Annotated in this window: 18 protein-coding genes; 8 read left to right on the forward strand and 10 right to left on the reverse strand. The window is 35.8% G+C overall.

Features of this window, described 5'->3' with window-relative positions:
- Positions 1 to 229: 229 nt before the first annotated feature.
- A complete protein-coding gene (locus PXD56_RS15705) occupies positions 230 to 883 on the forward strand; it encodes a DUF2461 domain-containing protein (protein WP_276494293.1) in 654 nt (217 codons plus the stop codon).
- Here the strand turns inward: PXD56_RS15705 and PXD56_RS15710 are convergent, their stop codons facing one another.
- Positions 884 to 2,452, reverse strand: coding sequence for a M81 family metallopeptidase (locus PXD56_RS15710; RefSeq protein ID WP_276494294.1), 1,569 nt, complete (start codon positions 2,450 to 2,452; stop codon positions 884 to 886). It abuts the gene before it with no gap.
- A 182-nt stretch (positions 2,453 to 2,634) separates the two neighbouring features.
- Here PXD56_RS15710 and nudK point away from each other — a divergent pair, with 182 nt between their 5' ends.
- The gene (nudK, locus tag PXD56_RS15715; RefSeq protein WP_276494295.1) at positions 2,635 to 3,216 is read left to right on the forward strand and encodes a GDP-mannose pyrophosphatase NudK; all 582 of its coding nucleotides are present in this window, start codon (positions 2,635 to 2,637) and stop codon (positions 3,214 to 3,216) included.
- Positions 3,217 to 3,240: 24 nt separating this feature from the next.
- On the forward strand, positions 3,241 to 3,741 hold the full coding sequence (locus tag PXD56_RS15720) for a peptide-methionine (S)-S-oxide reductase (protein ID WP_276494296.1): 501 nt from the start codon (positions 3,241 to 3,243) through the stop codon (positions 3,739 to 3,741).
- Here the strand turns inward: PXD56_RS15720 and PXD56_RS15725 are convergent, their stop codons facing one another.
- Positions 3,742 to 5,010 (reverse strand): D-alanyl-D-alanine carboxypeptidase/D-alanyl-D-alanine-endopeptidase, encoded by a 1,269-nt coding sequence (locus PXD56_RS15725; protein ID WP_276494297.1) that lies wholly within the window; start codon positions 5,008 to 5,010, stop codon positions 3,742 to 3,744.
- Between the two features lie 144 nt (positions 5,011 to 5,154).
- Between PXD56_RS15725 and PXD56_RS15730 the strand changes: the two genes are divergently transcribed.
- Both PXD56_RS15730 and PXD56_RS15735 read left to right on the forward strand, forming a co-directional pair.
- Positions 5,155 to 5,352: a hypothetical protein gene (locus tag PXD56_RS15730; RefSeq protein ID WP_276494298.1), complete on the forward strand. Its 198-nt coding sequence runs from the start codon at positions 5,155 to 5,157 to the stop codon at positions 5,350 to 5,352.
- Between the two features lie 75 nt (positions 5,353 to 5,427).
- The gene (locus tag PXD56_RS15735; protein WP_276494299.1) at positions 5,428 to 5,844 is read left to right on the forward strand and encodes a lipocalin family protein; all 417 of its coding nucleotides are present in this window, start codon (positions 5,428 to 5,430) and stop codon (positions 5,842 to 5,844) included.
- Positions 5,845 to 5,848: 4 nt separating this feature from the next.
- On the opposite strand, the gene PXD56_RS15740 is transcribed toward PXD56_RS15735, so the two are convergent.
- The 5 genes from PXD56_RS15740 to PXD56_RS15760 form a co-directional block, all read right to left on the reverse strand.
- A complete protein-coding gene (locus PXD56_RS15740; RefSeq protein WP_276494300.1) occupies positions 5,849 to 6,784 on the reverse strand; it encodes a LysR substrate-binding domain-containing protein in 936 nt (311 codons plus the stop codon).
- 81 nt (positions 6,785 to 6,865) lie between these two features.
- Complete coding sequence (locus PXD56_RS15745) at positions 6,866 to 7,285, reverse strand: DUF2141 domain-containing protein (RefSeq protein ID WP_276494301.1); 420 nt, start codon at positions 7,283 to 7,285, stop codon at positions 6,866 to 6,868.
- A 155-nt stretch (positions 7,286 to 7,440) separates the two neighbouring features.
- A complete protein-coding gene (locus PXD56_RS15750) occupies positions 7,441 to 7,929 on the reverse strand; it encodes a DoxX family membrane protein (protein WP_276494302.1) in 489 nt (162 codons plus the stop codon).
- 108 nt (positions 7,930 to 8,037) lie between these two features.
- On the reverse strand, positions 8,038 to 8,532 hold the full coding sequence (locus PXD56_RS15755; RefSeq protein ID WP_276494303.1) for a CIA30 family protein: 495 nt from the start codon (positions 8,530 to 8,532) through the stop codon (positions 8,038 to 8,040).
- 101 nt (positions 8,533 to 8,633) lie between these two features.
- Positions 8,634 to 9,242, reverse strand: coding sequence for an FMN-binding negative transcriptional regulator (locus tag PXD56_RS15760; RefSeq protein WP_276494304.1), 609 nt, complete (start codon positions 9,240 to 9,242; stop codon positions 8,634 to 8,636).
- A 127-nt stretch (positions 9,243 to 9,369) separates the two neighbouring features.
- Between PXD56_RS15760 and PXD56_RS15765 the strand changes: the two genes are divergently transcribed.
- The gene (locus tag PXD56_RS15765; protein WP_276494305.1) at positions 9,370 to 10,206 is read left to right on the forward strand and encodes an alpha/beta fold hydrolase; all 837 of its coding nucleotides are present in this window, start codon (positions 9,370 to 9,372) and stop codon (positions 10,204 to 10,206) included.
- 100 nt (positions 10,207 to 10,306) lie between these two features.
- Here the strand turns inward: PXD56_RS15765 and PXD56_RS15770 are convergent, their stop codons facing one another.
- Positions 10,307 to 12,334, reverse strand: a complete 2,028-nt coding sequence (locus PXD56_RS15770) for a S9 family peptidase (protein ID WP_276494306.1) — start codon at positions 12,332 to 12,334, stop codon at positions 10,307 to 10,309.
- A gap of 126 nt (positions 12,335 to 12,460) precedes the next feature.
- Between PXD56_RS15770 and PXD56_RS15775 the strand changes: the two genes are divergently transcribed.
- Together PXD56_RS15775 and PXD56_RS15780 are read left to right on the forward strand one after the other, a co-directional pair.
- Complete coding sequence (locus PXD56_RS15775) at positions 12,461 to 12,850, forward strand: glyoxalase superfamily protein (protein WP_276494307.1); 390 nt, start codon at positions 12,461 to 12,463, stop codon at positions 12,848 to 12,850.
- Positions 12,851 to 12,922: 72 nt separating this feature from the next.
- Positions 12,923 to 13,906, forward strand: a complete 984-nt coding sequence (locus PXD56_RS15780; RefSeq protein WP_276494308.1) for an SDR family oxidoreductase — start codon at positions 12,923 to 12,925, stop codon at positions 13,904 to 13,906.
- A gap of 752 nt (positions 13,907 to 14,658) precedes the next feature.
- Here the strand turns inward: PXD56_RS15780 and PXD56_RS15785 are convergent.
- Together PXD56_RS15785 and PXD56_RS15790 are read right to left on the reverse strand one after the other, a co-directional pair.
- Positions 14,659 to 15,351, reverse strand: a complete 693-nt coding sequence (locus PXD56_RS15785) for a Type 1 glutamine amidotransferase-like domain-containing protein (RefSeq protein ID WP_276494309.1) — start codon at positions 15,349 to 15,351, stop codon at positions 14,659 to 14,661.
- Between the two features lie 37 nt (positions 15,352 to 15,388).
- On the reverse strand, positions 15,389 to 16,684 hold the full coding sequence (locus PXD56_RS15790) for a DEAD/DEAH box helicase (RefSeq protein ID WP_276494310.1): 1,296 nt from the start codon (positions 16,682 to 16,684) through the stop codon (positions 15,389 to 15,391).
- Positions 16,685 to 16,942 lie beyond the last annotated feature (258 nt).

Genomic DNA, 16,942 nt, shown 5'->3' on the forward strand with positions numbered 1-16,942 from the left:
AAAATAGACTTGTTTTGGATCAGGCATTTTAGGAGAATTAAGCGAAGCTAAATTGTAGTTTTTGCAAAAGCCAAAAGCCAAAAGCCAAAAGCCAAAAGCCAAAAGCCGAAGGTATTAAGTACGAAGTACAAAGAATATTTGAATTTGATTTTTGAGTTTGAGTTTGAGTTTGATTTTTGAACTTGACTCTTGAACTTGAGTTTATTTTCCAACAACCAACAACGAATACATGAGTTTCAAAAACCAGATAGAATTCCTTAAAGAATTGCAGAAAAACAATGCTAAGGAGTGGATGGATGCCAATCGTAAATGGTACAAGCAAGTACGTGATGAATACATTGATTGGCTTAATAGTATGAATAAAAGACTTGCTGATATTGATGATGAATATTATGATACTCCTGGTAAGAAGGGAATAAATCGTATTAATAATAACTTGATGTTTCATCCCAATAAACCGGTGTACAAAGACCATTTTGGAGCGGGATTTGACAAGAAACCAAAAACAGCGGATTTCTATTTTGAACTGGGAATTGAACGTTGCGTTTTCGCAGGCGGATTATGGAGACCAGAGTCTAAAGTATTACGCAGTATTCGTGATGCTATAGATTATGACGGGGAGGAATTAGTGAAAATTTTAGATAAGAAATCTTTTAAAACTCGTTTTGGAGATCTTTTTGAAGATGCGAAACTAACAAACGCACCTAAAGGATTTACCAAAGATCATAAGCATATAGAATTGCTCAAAAACAAGACTTTTGCCGTTTTTCAAGAATTTGATACTAAAGATACCAACAAAGCTAATTTTAATGACGAGTTGATTAACGCCTATAAAGAAATGCTTCCGTTTAGGCGTTATTTGAACAAAGCGATTACAGTTTAATTATTCCACATCTGAAGCAGGAATCCACCTTGGTGTTAAATCTGGCTGTGTCATTAAACTATCTAATGGAAACATTGGTCTTTTTATTCTCTTATATCCTAAACGATTCAGGTCTTGATCAACGCCTCCCGGAGTAAGCGCCATGGTCCAATCGCCACGCATATCGTACAACTCAGGTACTAGGTAGCCAATTTTCACAACTACAATATTAGCGTTTTTAGGGTTCAAACCTAAGTTGGTAAAATCGCTCATGTGGTGGTAAGGCTTTCGTTTTTTAGTCACGATAACATCAATATTCCCCACTTTTACAACGACTTCAACTTCGGCATTTGTATCGCCTTCTTTTATTGCAGTTATCGTCCCGTCCAATAATAAAGGTCCGGCGAATCTATGGTCTACGGCAGCACCTGCTTCCGCTTTAATTTTTCCGCCAACACCTACTTCCTTTGCTTTTTCTACAAATTCTGGTCCTGGTATTGAAGCATAGATTAAGGACTTTCCGTTTTTAGATGTAAATTCTGGTCTAGCCAATAGCTCTTTCAAAGTCCAAGTTACATCACCGGCACCACCAGCGGTAGGGTTATCTCCCATATCACTAATCATGTAAGGTTTCTTATCACTTGCCAATGCCAATTTTAAACTTTCGTCTAAGGTTGTTGTAGGTGCTACAAATTCAAATTCATTACGAACATCCCAAAAGCTTTGTGCTAATTTCTCGGCACCCTTTGCTACTTTTTCTTTATCATCACCCGTAACCATTACTACGGCATGGTTACGAGGTTCATCTGCCCAAGCATAACCAATCCAAATTGCTGCATCAATTACACCGTCTTGATCGGCAACTGTAGGTACTTTGGCATAAAGACTTTTACCTGGTTCTATACGCGTACTAGTTTTTTCTCCGGGTAATAGAATAGGTACAGGAACCCAAGCTTTAAAAGCCGGTTTCCCTTTACCGTTCTCCAACCTATCAATTAAATTGGTAACTGCTCGCTTTTTAGATTCAATAGCATCTTCATGCGGCGCCATACGGTAACAGGTGATTAAATCAGTGTGTTTAGCTAGTCGTTCAGAAACATTGCCGTGTAGATCCATAGAAGTTGAAATCAATACATCATTACCAAGAACTTTGCGAATACGAGCAATAAAATCACCTTCAGGATCATCTAGACCAACAACGCTCATTGCGCCGTGTATGTCAAAAAAGAGTCCGTCATACGGCTTGTTTTCGTCTAATAATTGTAAACTTTTAGTCACCAAAGATTCGTATGCTTCTCGTGTAACCGTACCGCCAGGTAGTGATTTACCAACTAGCGTAGGTACCCATTCCGCTCTTTTTCTATTTACGGAGTCTGGTTGTAAAAATGGATATCTGCTAAAAACCGAGTCGCCCACTTTTGCGTGAAAAGCCTCTTCTGTAGAAAGGGCAGGTGAGAAGGTACTACTTTCAATACCCAAACCGGCAATAGCAATTCTAGGTAGTTCTTTATGTTCGTCAGAAGCTTTGTCATCTTTACAAGAGGTTGAACAAATTAAAAGTAAAAAGGCGAAGAGGTAGAGTGGTTTCAAGGTTGTCGTAGTTTAGAGTTTGTATTGAAAAGATAACTAAAAAGAGTTTTATGGAACAATAGTTTTTGCTGGATAACGGATTTAAAGCTATTACCGTAGAAGAATAGCGGACATAAGTACTTATGTTATGAATTAGGCGGTACTAGTTATATCTTTATAATCGAATTATAAATTCAAATCAATTGAAAAACGGAAGCATCAAAGACGTCGAGAAAAAATTACTTTCTGATAATTGGTATAGGTTACATAAATATACATTTAAGTATCAACGCCCAGATGGTACTTGGGAAACACAAGAGCGTGAAGCTTACGATAGGGGTAACGGGGCAGCTATTTTATTATATAGCTCTAAAAAAGGAACTATTGTTCTTACACGCCAGTTTAGAATGCCAACATATGTGAACGGAAATGAAGACGGAATGATGATAGAGGTTTGTGCCGGACTCCTAGATGGCGATAACCCTGCCGATTGTGTACGTAAGGAAACGGAGGAAGAAACAGGATATAAAATAAGTAATGTACAGAAGGTGTTTCAAACCTACATGTCTCCGGGTTCGGTAACCGAAATCGTTTATTTATTTGTGGGCGAATATGACGATAGTATGAAAGTAAGTGAAGGTGGAGGTGCGGAAGATGAAACCGAAAATATTGAGGTATTAGAGTTAGATTTTAATGACGCTATGAAGATGGTAGCGAGAGGAGAAATCAAAGATGCCAAAACTATCATGCTGTTACAATATGCAAAACTGAACGGGTTAGTTTAATCATTGATGACCGACTATAAGAATATGAAAAATGTCCATAAAGTCGGATTTGGTGGTGGATGCCATTGGTGTACCGAAGCTGTATTTATGGCGCTCAACGGAGTTGAAAAAGTAGAACAAGGTTTTATTTCCCCAAAAGAAAACCCAATAGATTTTTCCGAAGCCGTTATCGTACACTATAATGCTAGTAAAATTGATTTGAAAGATTTAGTAGCTATTCATTTAGATACGCATAGAAGTACGGAAAATCATTCTATGCGAAATAAATATAGGTCTGCTATTTATTGCTTTAATCGCGAATTCATACCTGTGCTGATGCAAATAATGACCGATAAGCAAGAGGAGTATAAGGGTGAATTAATAACGGCAATATTACCATTTGGTGATTTTAGATCATCTGAAGAAAGATTCCATAATTACTATTTTAGCGATACGGAGAAGCCATTTTGTAAAACGCATATCTCGCCTAAAATTAAAATGTTGAAAGAGAAATACGCTAAAAATTTATCTGCGAAAGTGAAATAGTCAATAGGTATCTCTTAGTGTTTTAAGCATTTGTTCCATTCTAGACCTTTCTTCCCTCGTTGACTTTCTATAATGATTGTTCATAAAACTAAAAATCAAAGTTTTACCAGATGTTGTCAGTAGATATCCGCTAAGACAATAGTTATTGCTTAAACTACCAGATTTTGCATAGATGTAAGGTTGCCCATCACCAGCGAATCTATTCTTTAAAGTCCCGGATACTCCGCCAGTCGGAAAAATAGCAAACAAACGCTCTTTGGGAATTTGGTTATGAAGCTTATCTAAAACGCTTACCATGTTTTGTGGCGTAAATAGGTTGTAACGTGATAGTCCGGATCCATCTACCCATCTAGGGGTTTGTTTTAAATCTTTCAGTTCATTTTTTAGAATGTGAGTTCTTATCAGTTCACTGTTCAAGGTATCTTTCAATTCAGAACCAGCCAGTAGCAATAATTGTTCAGCTATAAAATTATCGCTTTCATGCATCATTCTTACGTACAACGAATCTGAAGAAATACCGTATAAAGTCCGTTTTTTTCCAGAGGGCATAGCAACATTCATTCCTATCTTTTTATTCAATAGGTTTTCTAAAATTGATTTGGTAGTAAAGTTACTTGTGATAAATGGCGTTTCAAGAGTATCTCTAGATTGTGTGGGATAGTAAAAGGTATTAGAGAATTCATTACGGTTATTCTTGTTTGTCAATTGAATAACACTGTCCTTAAAATAGGTAGGGGAAACTTGTAAAGCTTCATTACGATATGTCATTACAACATTACCATGTATAGGTAAATTGCTTTTTTCTGGGGAATAGTACCATTGGTAATCATCCCAAGCCCAACCTGGTCCGTATTTTTTATCTTCAAAATTTCCAGAAGAGTATACTAAATTATCATGCTGTTGTAAAAACTTTAAAGCAGTTGAATCTTTTAAATATGGATGTAAAAAGGACGGGTCTCCTGTTCCTTCAAAGTAGATGGAGTCGTTACGATCTATATATTTTAAAGAAGGTATTTCTGCAGGCAGTGTTTTAAGCGCAGCAAAAAGTGTAAAAATTTTAGTGTTACTGGCAGGTATAAAATATTTGTGGCTATTTAGATTATATAGCGTGTCTTTGGTAGTTGCATCAATAATCAAAACTCCGGTAAATTGATTTTGATAGAAAGTAGATGATAACTGTTTGTCAAAGGTTTTTGAAATCAATGATTTCTTTGAACTACATGCTGAAAATAGGATCAAAACTATTCCTAAAAAAAGAAAATTCTTCATGTATTCGAAATTACAAAAATGGAAACTTATCAATGTTATAAAAATTTAACAAGTAAGTAATTACTTTAACTTTTTGTATGCAATATTAAAACTGCATTTCTGTTTACCTTTATACAACAACAAATCTATTAATCTAACAACAAAATGTCTAAGTCTATGCTAGAGTATAGTAAAACAGTGCTTAAAAAGGTTAGTTTTGATACCTTATTATTTTGTAAAGAATTAAAGAAAGCGTTAATGACGCTGCTGCCAGAAGAGGCAGAGGAATTAAAAATCTGGTTAGAAAGTTATATAACAGATAAACCAGAATTACATCAAAGTTTAGTTTATTTAAAAGCATAATAGAGAGCCACGTTAAGTGGCTCTTTTTTTTAGGCAACCATTTAATCTTTTTGGTATCTAGAATAAAAAAGCTCTATGAACCTTAAGTTTCTATTTATATGTTTTGCATTATCATTTCTTGCTTGTGAAAGTAATGATGTAAATGATGATACACCAATTGACAATACTAATTTAGTAGGTGAGTGGTTGTTGACAGCTTCATACGTTAGTCCTGGTGGTGCAACAGAGTGGAAAGATGTGGATAAAGGATATCGTTACTTCTTCAATGAATTTGGAAATTATGAGAGAACAGATCACGATAAAAACCTTTTAGATGCTGGTACTTATGAAATTACAGATGAAGAGTTGTATCTCTATTTCAGTACTGAAGGTGAAAAAGATACGCTAGGTTATAGCGCAAACTTTAATGAAAGTAAAACTAGATTAACCTTATCACCTTCTTACCCTGGTATTTGTGTAGAGGGTTGTTTGTATAGATTTAATAAGCAGTAGTTAATTATTTGTTTATTGGACTAATGATTTTCACATCTTGAAATGCAATAGCTCCACGTACAATACCAGTTATAACATCTCTTAATGCCTCTGTAATCTGTACTTTTAGTTCTTTTTTATGGTAAATAAGACTTACCTCACGTGCAGGTGATGGATCCTTAAAATACTTCAGATTCTTCTTTTTTACATCGTCAAGTTCTAAAGTATTTAGATAGGGAAGTAGGGTCATACCTAATCCTTCATTAGATAGATTTATAAGTGTTTCAAAACTACCGCTTTGTAAGCTAAAATGTTCGCCACCTATTTTTGGTGCTTTACACAAGTTAAGAACCCCTTCTCTAAAACAGTGTCCGTCTTGAAGTAACAGAATATCTTCAATATCTAAATCTTCTGGTGTAATTTGAGAACTATTTCCTAAACGATGTTCTTTAGGTACATAACCAACAAAAGGCTCATAGTACAATGGTCTTTCGGTAATAAAATCGACCTCTAATGGCGTAGCTGCTATTGCGGCATCAATGTGGCCGTCTTCAATATTTTGAATTAAACTCTCTGTATTCTGTTCTTTAATTATAAGATTTACCTTCGGATATTTTTGAATAAAATTCTTTAAAAACATAGGTAATAAAGTGGGCATTATAGTTGGGATAATTCCCAATACATAATCCCCACCTATATATCCTTTTTCTTGTTCTACAATATCTTTTATACGCGCCGCTTCATTTACAATATTCTTTGCCTGAGCTACAATTTTTTTACCTACTTCTGTAATAGTAATTGGTTTTTTACTACGATCAAAAAGAAGTATATCTAGTTCATCTTCAAGCTTTTGAACTTGCATGCTTAAGGTAGGTTGTGTTACAAAGCTTTTTTCGGCAGCTAATGTAAAATTCTTGTATTCGGCAACAGCAAGTACGTATTGTAATTGGGTAATGGTCATGTATATAGTATAAGGTTATAAAATTACTAAAAACCATTATTATAACCTATTGGCAACAGGTATTCAGACGATAATTTAATGCTAAAAACGAAGGGTTAATTCCATATCCTCTTCTCCAATAAGGAACTTTGCATCACTAAACGTTGGTGGTCCCATTGGCATGGAACTACCGCTCATGGCATAATCTTCAGTAGGCATACCGTTGTTGGCAAAATCCATACGGTTGTTATCATTGGCATCATGAAGAACTGAAAAGGCATAATCTCCCGGTTGAATGTTCTCAAAGGTGATAATCAATTCTCCTGTTTCAGCTTTGTCTTTACTCGTTTTAATAGCTTCTGCTTTCATAAAGGTATTTTCATTGTGCAATCCGCTTAAAATATGACCATCATTGTTCAACACATTTTCAATGATGACCGTTAAGGTGATGCCATCATTTTCTTGAGCATTCATGGTAAAACTCATTGCTAATACGGTTAGGGTAAATAGTAACTTTTTCATTCTATAAGGTTTTAAAGATTAATTGATACTTCAAAGATGCCTTATGAATATGCTTTTTTAAAAAGCGATTCACTCAATTGTAAAAATGTGTTACTGAATTGTAAGTTTTAAATACTTAAGAAAAGGTATGGTATTGTAAGATTTAAAAAGTCTATTTATTCTTTGGTCGTAAGAAAATAATCTAGACCAAATTTACCTGACCCAAAACCCATATAGAAAAGACCTAAACAGAAGAAAATAAAAGTTGGCATTATATTCCACGAATAGTCCCATGGTCTAAATACTATGGTAGTAAACATAGTTACGGTAATAAAGAAAGATGTTATTCTCGTATTTAGGCCTAAAATTAATAATATGCCGCCCAATGCTTCCGTAAATCCTGCGGACCAAGCAAACAGTTCTGGCATCAATGAGAATGGAGTTCCAAATTGTTTTACCAATTCAACAAACCAATCTGAAACCTCAAAATACGCTAACCCCATTGATGTGGGAGTCCATGGTGTTCCAAATTTATTTATTGCAAAAACAAAAGAAAGAAGATAGCCTGTAATTACTCTAGGTATTAATATTAGTACGTTAGGTAACAGTGCATCTACCTTAAATGGAATAATTAACTTTTTAATGGGTTGTAGTTGGTGGTACATAGGTTTAAGTATTGGTTACTTAAACTTATAAAAATTTAAGGTATTTAAAGATGATAAAAATCAATGTTTATTTTTTTTAAAATGATTATTTTAAATGGGAGGTTTGGATTACTTTAATTTAATACTATCTATTTCAAGCTTAAAATCCTCATTGACACCGTTCTTGATAATAAATGCAATCTGAGCTAGATAGTCGCCATGGTAGTTGGGTAATTTTAATTCTTCACCTCTAAAAACAGGTTCCATTTCTTTAAACGGAATTTCAATAATTTGCCACTCTTTACTAGATTTAAAATCATAACTATAGGTGTGTCTTTGGTGTTCACCAGATTTACATCTAAAAGCATATTTCTTGCCATCTCCTTTTAATTTAATTATAAATGACGAGAACATATCAATAGGCATACGATTTATATCATGCCTAACAAGACAAAAGCCGCCATTATTTTCTAAGGAAACGTGTCCGCTGAATACGCCATTACCTTCAAGGTTCACTTGTATAAGCCCCATAGATAAACCGCCCATAACATCGTCATTGACTATTTGCCATTCTTTAGGGTCTGTCTTTTTGTTGAATTCAAAAATGGATGCTACGTCGCTCATAATTTTTTATATTTTTTTTAAACTTAATACATCTAAAATTAGATGAAAGCAGCATGAACAATATATGCTTTTCGCAATTATTTTAACTTGTCAAAAGGTGATTAGCGTAGACGCTTTTTCATTTCGGTGGCAACCGCTTTCTCTGTAGGAGTTTGTTTTTCTAGCTCATTTATAATTTTTGGATGATCATGCTCTCTACCTTGTGATAATTTGTTGACAGCCTGTATATCATTAATTTCAATTTCAAAACCAATGATGCCTGTTACCTGCCGCATTGTTTTTTTAGACATGTCATTTAGTGAAATAGGATGTTCAGACTGTTGTTCATATTTATCTACAAGAGCATGTAATGATGTCAATAGTTCTTCTGAATTTTGAATTTTAACTGTACCATAAACGTGAACGGCAATATAGTTCCAAGTAGGTACTTCTTCATCTTTATACCATGAGGAAGATATGTAGCTATGTGGACCGTTGAAAATGCAAAGTACTTCATCACCATCTACTAGATTTTTACTCTGTAAATTCGCTTTAGCAATATGACCTACAAGAACATCTTTTCCGTCCAAGCTTTTTCCTAGCTCTAAAGGAATATGTGTGCCCCAAGGTTTTCCATTTATCGTATTGATTAAGATGCCAAAACTATTATTCTTTAAAAAGTCATGAATCTCTTCAATATCGTTGTTCTTATAGTGTTCAGGTATAAACATGGTCTGTAATTTAATTGGTTAGGATAAAGGTATTAAGTAATTAGTTTTAGAACCAATTATTTAATGTTTAGTGTTATGTAAATAATGATTTACTATTTATCTTGTATTTGAATTTTAAAATAAGAATATGCCATTTATAACGAATACAAAAGCAAAGGAACAAGTAGATATATTTTATGAAGATTATGGAAGTGGACAACCGGTAATATTAATCCACGGTTGGCCTTTGAGTAGAAAATCATGGGAACATCAAGTGTGGAAGATAGTAGAGGAAGGCTACCGTTGCATATCATATGATCGCAGAGGTTTTGGTACATCATCTTCACCATGGAATGCATATGATTATTCTGCCATGGCAAGTGATTTAAATGCCATAATAGAAGAATTGGATTTGAAAGAAGCCGTAATAGTAGGCTTTTCAATGGGAGGGGGAGAGGTAGTGCGTTATTTAACGGATTATGGTTCCGATAGAATTGCGAAAGCAGCATTGGTTAGTTCTATTGTTCCTTTAGTAAAACAAAAGCCAGATAACCCTGCGGGAGTTCCAGAAGATGCTTTAAATGGTATAATAGATATGTTACAGAAAGATAGGGTTGGCTTTCTTAAAGAAAAATTTCATAAAGGTTTTTACAATTTTGATGATAATAAAGGAGAAAGAATTAGTCAGGCTCAATTAGATTATGACTTTACAATTGCTTCTTTCGCCTCACCTAGAGCAACAATACAAGCCGCATTAGCGTGGATGCACACAGATTTTAGACCAGAATTAAAAAATGTTACCGTACCAACATTGATTGTACATGGTGATGCCGATGCTACCGTGCCTATTGAAACATCTGCAAAACAAGCAGCTGAAGGTATAAAAGATAGTACTTATGAAGTTATTAAAGGTGCACCACATGGACTCAATGTTACGCACCCGGAAGAGTTGAACGAAATATTGATTTCTTTTCTAAAAAAGTAGATTAAGAATATTGCTTAAAATAAAAATCCCGATTGCTACTTGCAATCGGGATTTTTTAATGTTATTAAATAACTGAAATGTTTAATATGTCAATGAATTCTTATTCAGCATCCTTATACTTTTCAAACCACGCCAATACACTGGCAATTTTCGCAATTAAATTACTTGGTCTGTTGGCAATACCATGCCCTGCACCAGGTATACGTACCATAGCTGTTTCTACACCTTCTAATTTAAGAGCGGTATAGAATTGCTCAGATTCTGCAATAGGTGTTCTATAATCTTGCTCACCTGTAAGTAGCATTGTTGGTGTGGTAACATTGGCAACATACATAAGTGGAGAGCGTCTAAAATAGTTTTCTGGATCTTCCCAAGGTTTTTTGCCGAACCAATATTTAGAAAAGAAAGCCGCGCCATCTGCATAAAGCACAAAGCTTGTCCAGTTTATAACAGGTTTTGCAACAACAGCAGCTTTAAAACGGTCAGTTTTGCCTACTATCCATGCAGTAAGCACTCCGCCGCCACTACCACCGGTAACATATAAATTATCGGTATCTACGTACCCTTTTTCAATAACAGCATCAACACCGCTCATTAAATCTTCGTAGTCATGATTTGGATAATCGTGGTGAATTAAGTTTCCAAATTCAGCTCCGTAACTTGTACTGCCGCGTGGGTTGCTATAAAGAACCACATAACCTGCCGCTGCGTATGCTTGTATTTCTGCGCTATACACAGAACCGTAGCTTGTAAATGGACCGCCATGAATTTCAAGAATGAAAGGGTATTTTTTATTTGGATCAAAGTTTGGAGGAGTAACTACCCAACCTTGTATTTTTTGTTGGTCATATGTAGATTCCCACCAAATCTCTTCAGTCTTACCTAGATCTCTAAAAGAGAAAAGATCATCATTTACAAATGTTAATCGTTTAGAACTCTTTTTATCGGCAGCACCTAGATCAGACGGGTGTTCGGTATTTCCTAATGTATAAGCAAAACGAGAATTTTTAGAAACGGTAAAGTCACCAGCGTTATACGGTCTTCCCAGGGAGAGTCCGCCAAGACCTTCAACAAGGGTAGTTACTTTTCCATCTAACGTAATATGACCTATTTTGGTAGCCCCTTCGGTATCATACTGAAAATAAAGACCTTTGCCGTCATTAGCCCATTGTGCATTGGCAATGTCTCTATCAAAATTTCCGGAAAGTAATTTAGAATTGCTTCCGTCGGTATTCATTACATAAAGATTGGTGATTTGGTAGCCTTGTAATTTGTCATCATTACCCGTGTATGCAATCATTTTACCATCAGGAGAAACCTTTGGAGAACTATCAGGACCATATCTGTCAGTTAGTGCAGATACTTTAGCGGTTGCAACGTCCAAAGCATAGACTTCGCTATTTGCAGGTTCAAAAGCTTCATCTGGATTAAAATTTGCCGAAAAATATAATGTTTTGTCATTCTTTGCCCAAACAGGAGCGCCATGGTCAAACGTTGATGTCGTCAGTTGTTTAGGTGTGCCACCGTCTAAAGAAAGGGTGAATATTTGATTATGCCCTCCTTTAATATATCCCTGTCCGTCACCTCTATAATTCAGCTTGTCTATATAAGTTGGTGGTGTATTCCATTTAGCACCTTCAGGTTTAGCAGGTAATTTAACTATAGACTGCTCCGTTTCTGGTACAAACATGGTGAATGCTAAATAACGGTCATCATTAGACCAACTTACCGCCCCCGGTGCTTTAGGTGTGTTGGTGAGCGGAGCAATTTCTTTGGTGTCCATCCACATGACATATAATTTCATCTTGCTATCTGATTTGTTAGATTTAAAGATGATTTTTTTTCCATCATGAGACCAACGAGGATAGTAGTCGTTCTGGTTACCTGTCGTTATAGGTCTATTTTGCGAACCATCATAATTAACCATCCAAAGATTAGATAAATTTCTATCGGTCATAATGTCTTTGAAATTACGAACGTAGATAATTTTACTTCCGTCAGGCGATATCTGTGGGTCAGATACATACTCCATGTTAAAAATATCGGTCAGCTCAAGATTTGAAGAAACTTGGGCAGTAGCCGATAGTGTAAAAAATAGGAGAAAGAGTGTTTTAATAGTAATTTTCATAGTGTTGAATTTGGTTTGAAATGATGCCATGAAGATAGCGAAATACTTAAAAAAATGAACTTCTTGCGTTGAGAATTGAGGAAGTATTAACATTCTATTTTTTAATCCTTTTTGTATTTTCACAGTATGGAGGAAAAAGGCTATTTACATCAAATTCATCCCGTGCTTCCGGTTTGGGATGTAGTTGAGGCTTTAGATTTTTATGTAAACCGATTAGGGTTTAAAATTGCCTTTGCAGATGATGCTAAAAACCCAAAGTATGCAGGTATTTTAAGGGATGATATAGAGATTCACTTGCAATGGCACAATCAAAAAATGTGGGATGCAGATATAGACAGACCAATGCTACGCATTGTTTCACAGAATATTGAATCTCTATACAATGAATTCTCTAGGGTAGATGTTTTTCATGCTCATACATTGTTAAGGGAAACAGCTTGGGGTACTCGAGAATTTGCTTTTTACGACCCCTTTAAAAACGGATTAACATTTTATAGAGATGTATCAGGTGTTTAGCTTTATTAAGTAACCTCGCATCAAACCAAAAAAACATTCAATCTCGATTTTCGAGTATATTAAAATAAAAAAATGAAAGTATTATTTATAGGAGGAACAGGAAATATTAGTACACCCAGTAGTAGATTGGCTGTGGCTAAAGGAATGGATTTATATGTGTTGAATAGGGGTAAAGCTAAAATAACTATTGAAGGTGCGCATAGTATTATTGGAGATATCAACAAGCCCGAAGAACTCACGGAACTTAAAAAACATGAATGGGATGTTGTAGTAAATTGGATAGCTTTTACACCCAATGATATTGAACGTGATATTGATTTGTTCAAAGGAAAGACCAAGCAATACATTTTCATCAGTTCTGCATCTTGTTATCAAACACCGTTGAGTTATCCGGTGATAACGGAATCTACACCGCTACATAATAATCTTTGGGATTATTCACAAGGTAAGATTCAGTGCGAAGACCGATTACAAAAAGCATATCGTGAAGAAGGATTTCCTATAACCATTGTTCGCCCATCGTTAACCTATGATACTGTAATACCTATTGCCATTGGCGGATTCAATAAATACAATACCGCAAAGCGAATATTGGAAGGAAAAGAAATTATAATACATGGTGATGGTACATCGTTATGGACCGTTACCCATTCCGATGATTTTGCAAAAGGTTTTGTGGGACTTTTAGGCTTACAAACCGCAATAGGTCATGCTTTTCATATTACATCTGATGAGGTGTTGACTTGGAATATGATTTACAAAATACTGGCAGATGCCCTAGGGAAAGAAGCAAAAGTAGTGCATATAGCATCGGACTTCATTTGTAAAATAGAGCCATCATTTACGGGTACGTTATTGGCAGATAAAGCAGAAAGTGTCTTGTTTGATAATACCAAGATAAAAACCTTTGTACCAGGCTTTAAAGCTACCATTCCGTTCTCGGAAGGCATTAAAAGAACAGTGAAATGGTTAAAGGATAATCCAGAGCATCAGAATATAGACGAAGAAACCGAGGTTAAGATTGAGAATGTGTTGAGGGCTTATAAGCGGTTGTAGAATGTGGTTGGTATTTTAAATAATTTCACCATCCGTAATACCCACCCCTCAGTTACCTCCCAGGAGGGGAGGAATACGTTTTTGATTGGGAATTTCGGATAGATTTGAAGTATTAAGATGAAAGGAATTGTGCCGTAAATTTTAATTAAAGCATGGAGTTATTCCCCTCCTGGGAGGGGCTAGGGGTGGGTGTCGAGGCTTAGCGTTTCACTATGAAGTTCTAGAAATTATTGAACGGTTAGTTTTTCAATTTTAGAATCTTTATTTCATCATCCGTATAACCCACCCCTCAATCCCCTCCCAGGAGGGGAGGAATACGTTTTTGATTGAGAGTTACAGAGAGGTTTTGAAATATTAGGATAACAGGAATAGTACTGTGAATTTTAATTAATGCACGAACTATTCCCCTCCCTGGAGGGGCTAGGGGTGGGTGTCGAGGGTTACTATTTCACCTTTAAGCTCTAGAAACTATTGAACGGTTATTTAATTGAACCTTAGAATCTTGATTTCAACATCCGTATTACCCACCCCCTCAATCCCCTCCCGAGAGGGGAGGAATACGTTTTTGATTTAGGAGTTTCAGAGAGATTTGAAGTATTACGATAACAGGAATAGTGCTGTGAATTTTAATTAATACATGAACTATTCCCCTCTTGGGAGAGGCTAGGGGTGGGTGTCGAGAGTATTATGCTCTAATATTTATTTCAATAATTTAAACAAGAAATTACAGAATTAGGATAAGATCAGAGAACTTAAGAAATAACAGTACTCGGTATCAATTCTTCAACAATTTCACCATTTTTTAAATACACGTAGTACGAATGGTTTTCATCGTTCAAGGAAATCGAAGTATGAACTTCGCCGTCAATGAAATGTATAGCAGAACGGTCGTCACACGCGTAACCATCAGATAATTTACCTGTTTTAATATTCTCGAAATACAATGGTCTGCGTGAAGTTTCAGAATTGTAATGTGGACAGTGGCTTTTGTCAATAAATGTCATGCCACCAACGATACTTAATTCTTTAGGTCTAGAATCTGTAGTACCACCATTAAACCAACAAAGCGAGCCGGCGCTACCGCCACCCATAACTACGCCGTTATCATAAGCATTCTTAAGGGCAACATCAATGCCTTGTGCTTTCCAAATAGCAAGCATATTCAATGTATTTCCACCACCAACAATTATAGCATCCATACGAGAGATAATCTCTTCGAACGATTCTTTTTGGTCATAAGAATTGATCCAAACGGAAAGTACATGTGGAGTAACATCTATCTGAGAGCAAACATCATAAAACGAAGCAATATATTGTTCGTCTTCACCACTAGCTGTAGGGATAAAACACATATTCGGTTTTTGCTTACCAGTAGCTTTAGCAATGTAATTTAAGAAAGGTATGGTATGGCGACCACTACCGTAAATAACCATTTGCTTTTTCATTATGCGGAGTATTAGTGTAGCATAATTCTAGCAGAAGCTATTCGCTTCTGCTAGAGTCATTTCGTTTTTTAGGTCTGCTGGTATTTCTATTATTCTTTCCACGAAAGTTGTTACCACCAGGTCTATTTCTATTTTTGTTACGAGAATTTCCTTGCTTTTTCTTTGGAGGCATCGGTTGGTCATCAGAAGGCGTATCGGCATCAACAAATTGATGTTCAGGCATACGTGGTACCGACTGTTTAATCAATTTCTCGATATCTCGTAAGTATGCTCTTTCTTCTTTATCGCAAAATGAAAGTGCAATACCGCTAGCATTTGCACGCCCTGTTCTACCAATACGGTGTACATAGGTTTCAGAAACATTTGGTAAATCGTAGTTTACTACTAAGGATAGGTCCTCTACATCTATTCCTCTTGCTGCAATATCCGTAGCTACTAAAACTTTAAGATCCCCCTCCTTAAAGGCACTTAACGCTTTCTGTCTTGCTGTTTGTGATTTGTTACCGTGTATTGCTGCAGAACGTATACCGGCTTGGTCTAGCTTCTTTACAATCTTATTAGCACCATGCTTGGTTCTTGAGAATACGATTAAGGTATTTTCAGGATTCTCCTTTATAAGGTGAATTAAAAGTTTAGGCTTGTTTGCTTTACTTACAAAGTAAACTCCCTGTTCTACCTTCTCTGCAGTAGCTTGTTCGGGCTTAATGGTAACGCGTTCAAAATCGCCCAACATTTTTCTAGATAGCTCTACAATGTCTTTTGGCATAGTAGCCGAAAAGAAAAGAGACTGTCTTTTAGGAGGCAATTTTGCAATGATTTTCTTGATATCGTGAATAAAGCCCATGTCTAACATCTGGTCCGCTTCATCAAGTACCACATGTTCTAAATCTCTAAAAGAAATAAAACCCTGATTCATTAAATCTAATAAACGACCAGGTGTAGCTACTAAAATATCAACGCCACCTCTAAGCGCATTTACTTGTTTTCCTTGCTTTACTCCGCCAAAAATTACGGTGTTACGTAAACCTGTATGCTTACCATAGGCGGTAAGACTTTCACTAATTTGTATTGCTAATTCACGCGTAGGGGTAACTATAAGTGCTTTGACTTTTCGCTTTGTCTGGCGTAAGCTAATGCCCTCATACAATTGATGTAAAATAGGAATACCAAATGCAGCTGTTTTACCAGTACCTGTTTGCGCAACTCCCAGAAGGTCTTTGCCTTGGAGTAATATAGGAATAGATTGTTCTTGAATTGGAGTAGGGTGAGTATATCCTTCAGCCTCTAATGCTTTTAGGATTGGTTCGGCTAAGCCGAGTTCTTTAAATGTCATAAAAATTTTAATAAGTTGCAAAGGTACGGTTTAATGTGGAAGAAGCAGTATAGTAGTGTAAGGGGTGGTTTGTCTAACGTAATAAGTACAAAGTAGTATGTTGGAAGTATCAAGTAAGAAGTATTAAGTACAAAGCTGAAAATAGATATTAGAGTAAAGAGGAAAGAATAAAGAGGAAAGATTTTTGATAATGAAAATTTCGCTTCGCTATATTTTCATTTTCCAGCAACCAGCAACCAGCAACCATGAACCATCAAC

The sequence above is a fragment of the Maribacter zhoushanensis genome, assembly GCF_029350975.1.
GTDB classification, from domain to species: domain Bacteria; phylum Bacteroidota; class Bacteroidia; order Flavobacteriales; family Flavobacteriaceae; genus Maribacter; species Maribacter zhoushanensis.

What these genes read in the sequence shown, in the direction of transcription:
- PXD56_RS15705 (WP_276494293.1), top strand. Translation starts at nt 230, where the DNA reads ATGAGTTTCAAAAACCAGATAGAATTCCTTAAAGAATTGCAGAAAAAC.
- PXD56_RS15720 (WP_276494296.1), top strand. Translation starts at nt 3,241, where the DNA reads ATGAAAAATGTCCATAAAGTCGGATTTGGTGGTGGATGCCATTGGTGT.
- PXD56_RS15725 (WP_276494297.1), bottom strand. Translation starts at nt 5,010, where the DNA reads ATGAAGAATTTTCTTTTTTTAGGAATAGTTTTGATCCTATTTTCAGCA.
- PXD56_RS15730 (WP_276494298.1), top strand. Translation starts at nt 5,155, where the DNA reads ATGTCTAAGTCTATGCTAGAGTATAGTAAAACAGTGCTTAAAAAGGTT.
- PXD56_RS15735 (WP_276494299.1), top strand. Translation starts at nt 5,428, where the DNA reads ATGAACCTTAAGTTTCTATTTATATGTTTTGCATTATCATTTCTTGCT.
- PXD56_RS15740 (WP_276494300.1), bottom strand. Translation starts at nt 6,784, where the DNA reads ATGACCATTACCCAATTACAATACGTACTTGCTGTTGCCGAATACAAG.
- PXD56_RS15745 (WP_276494301.1), bottom strand. Translation starts at nt 7,285, where the DNA reads ATGAAAAAGTTACTATTTACCCTAACCGTATTAGCAATGAGTTTTACC.
- PXD56_RS15750 (WP_276494302.1), bottom strand. Translation starts at nt 7,929, where the DNA reads ATGTACCACCAACTACAACCCATTAAAAAGTTAATTATTCCATTTAAG.
- PXD56_RS15755 (WP_276494303.1), bottom strand. Translation starts at nt 8,532, where the DNA reads ATGAGCGACGTAGCATCCATTTTTGAATTCAACAAAAAGACAGACCCT.
- PXD56_RS15760 (WP_276494304.1), bottom strand. Translation starts at nt 9,242, where the DNA reads ATGTTTATACCTGAACACTATAAGAACAACGATATTGAAGAGATTCAT.
- PXD56_RS15765 (WP_276494305.1), top strand. Translation starts at nt 9,370, where the DNA reads ATGCCATTTATAACGAATACAAAAGCAAAGGAACAAGTAGATATATTT.
- PXD56_RS15770 (WP_276494306.1), bottom strand. Translation starts at nt 12,334, where the DNA reads ATGAAAATTACTATTAAAACACTCTTTCTCCTATTTTTTACACTATCG.
- PXD56_RS15775 (WP_276494307.1), top strand. Translation starts at nt 12,461, where the DNA reads ATGGAGGAAAAAGGCTATTTACATCAAATTCATCCCGTGCTTCCGGTT.
- PXD56_RS15780 (WP_276494308.1), top strand. Translation starts at nt 12,923, where the DNA reads ATGAAAGTATTATTTATAGGAGGAACAGGAAATATTAGTACACCCAGT.
- PXD56_RS15785 (WP_276494309.1), bottom strand. Translation starts at nt 15,351, where the DNA reads ATGAAAAAGCAAATGGTTATTTACGGTAGTGGTCGCCATACCATACCT.
- PXD56_RS15790 (WP_276494310.1), bottom strand. Translation starts at nt 16,684, where the DNA reads ATGACATTTAAAGAACTCGGCTTAGCCGAACCAATCCTAAAAGCATTA.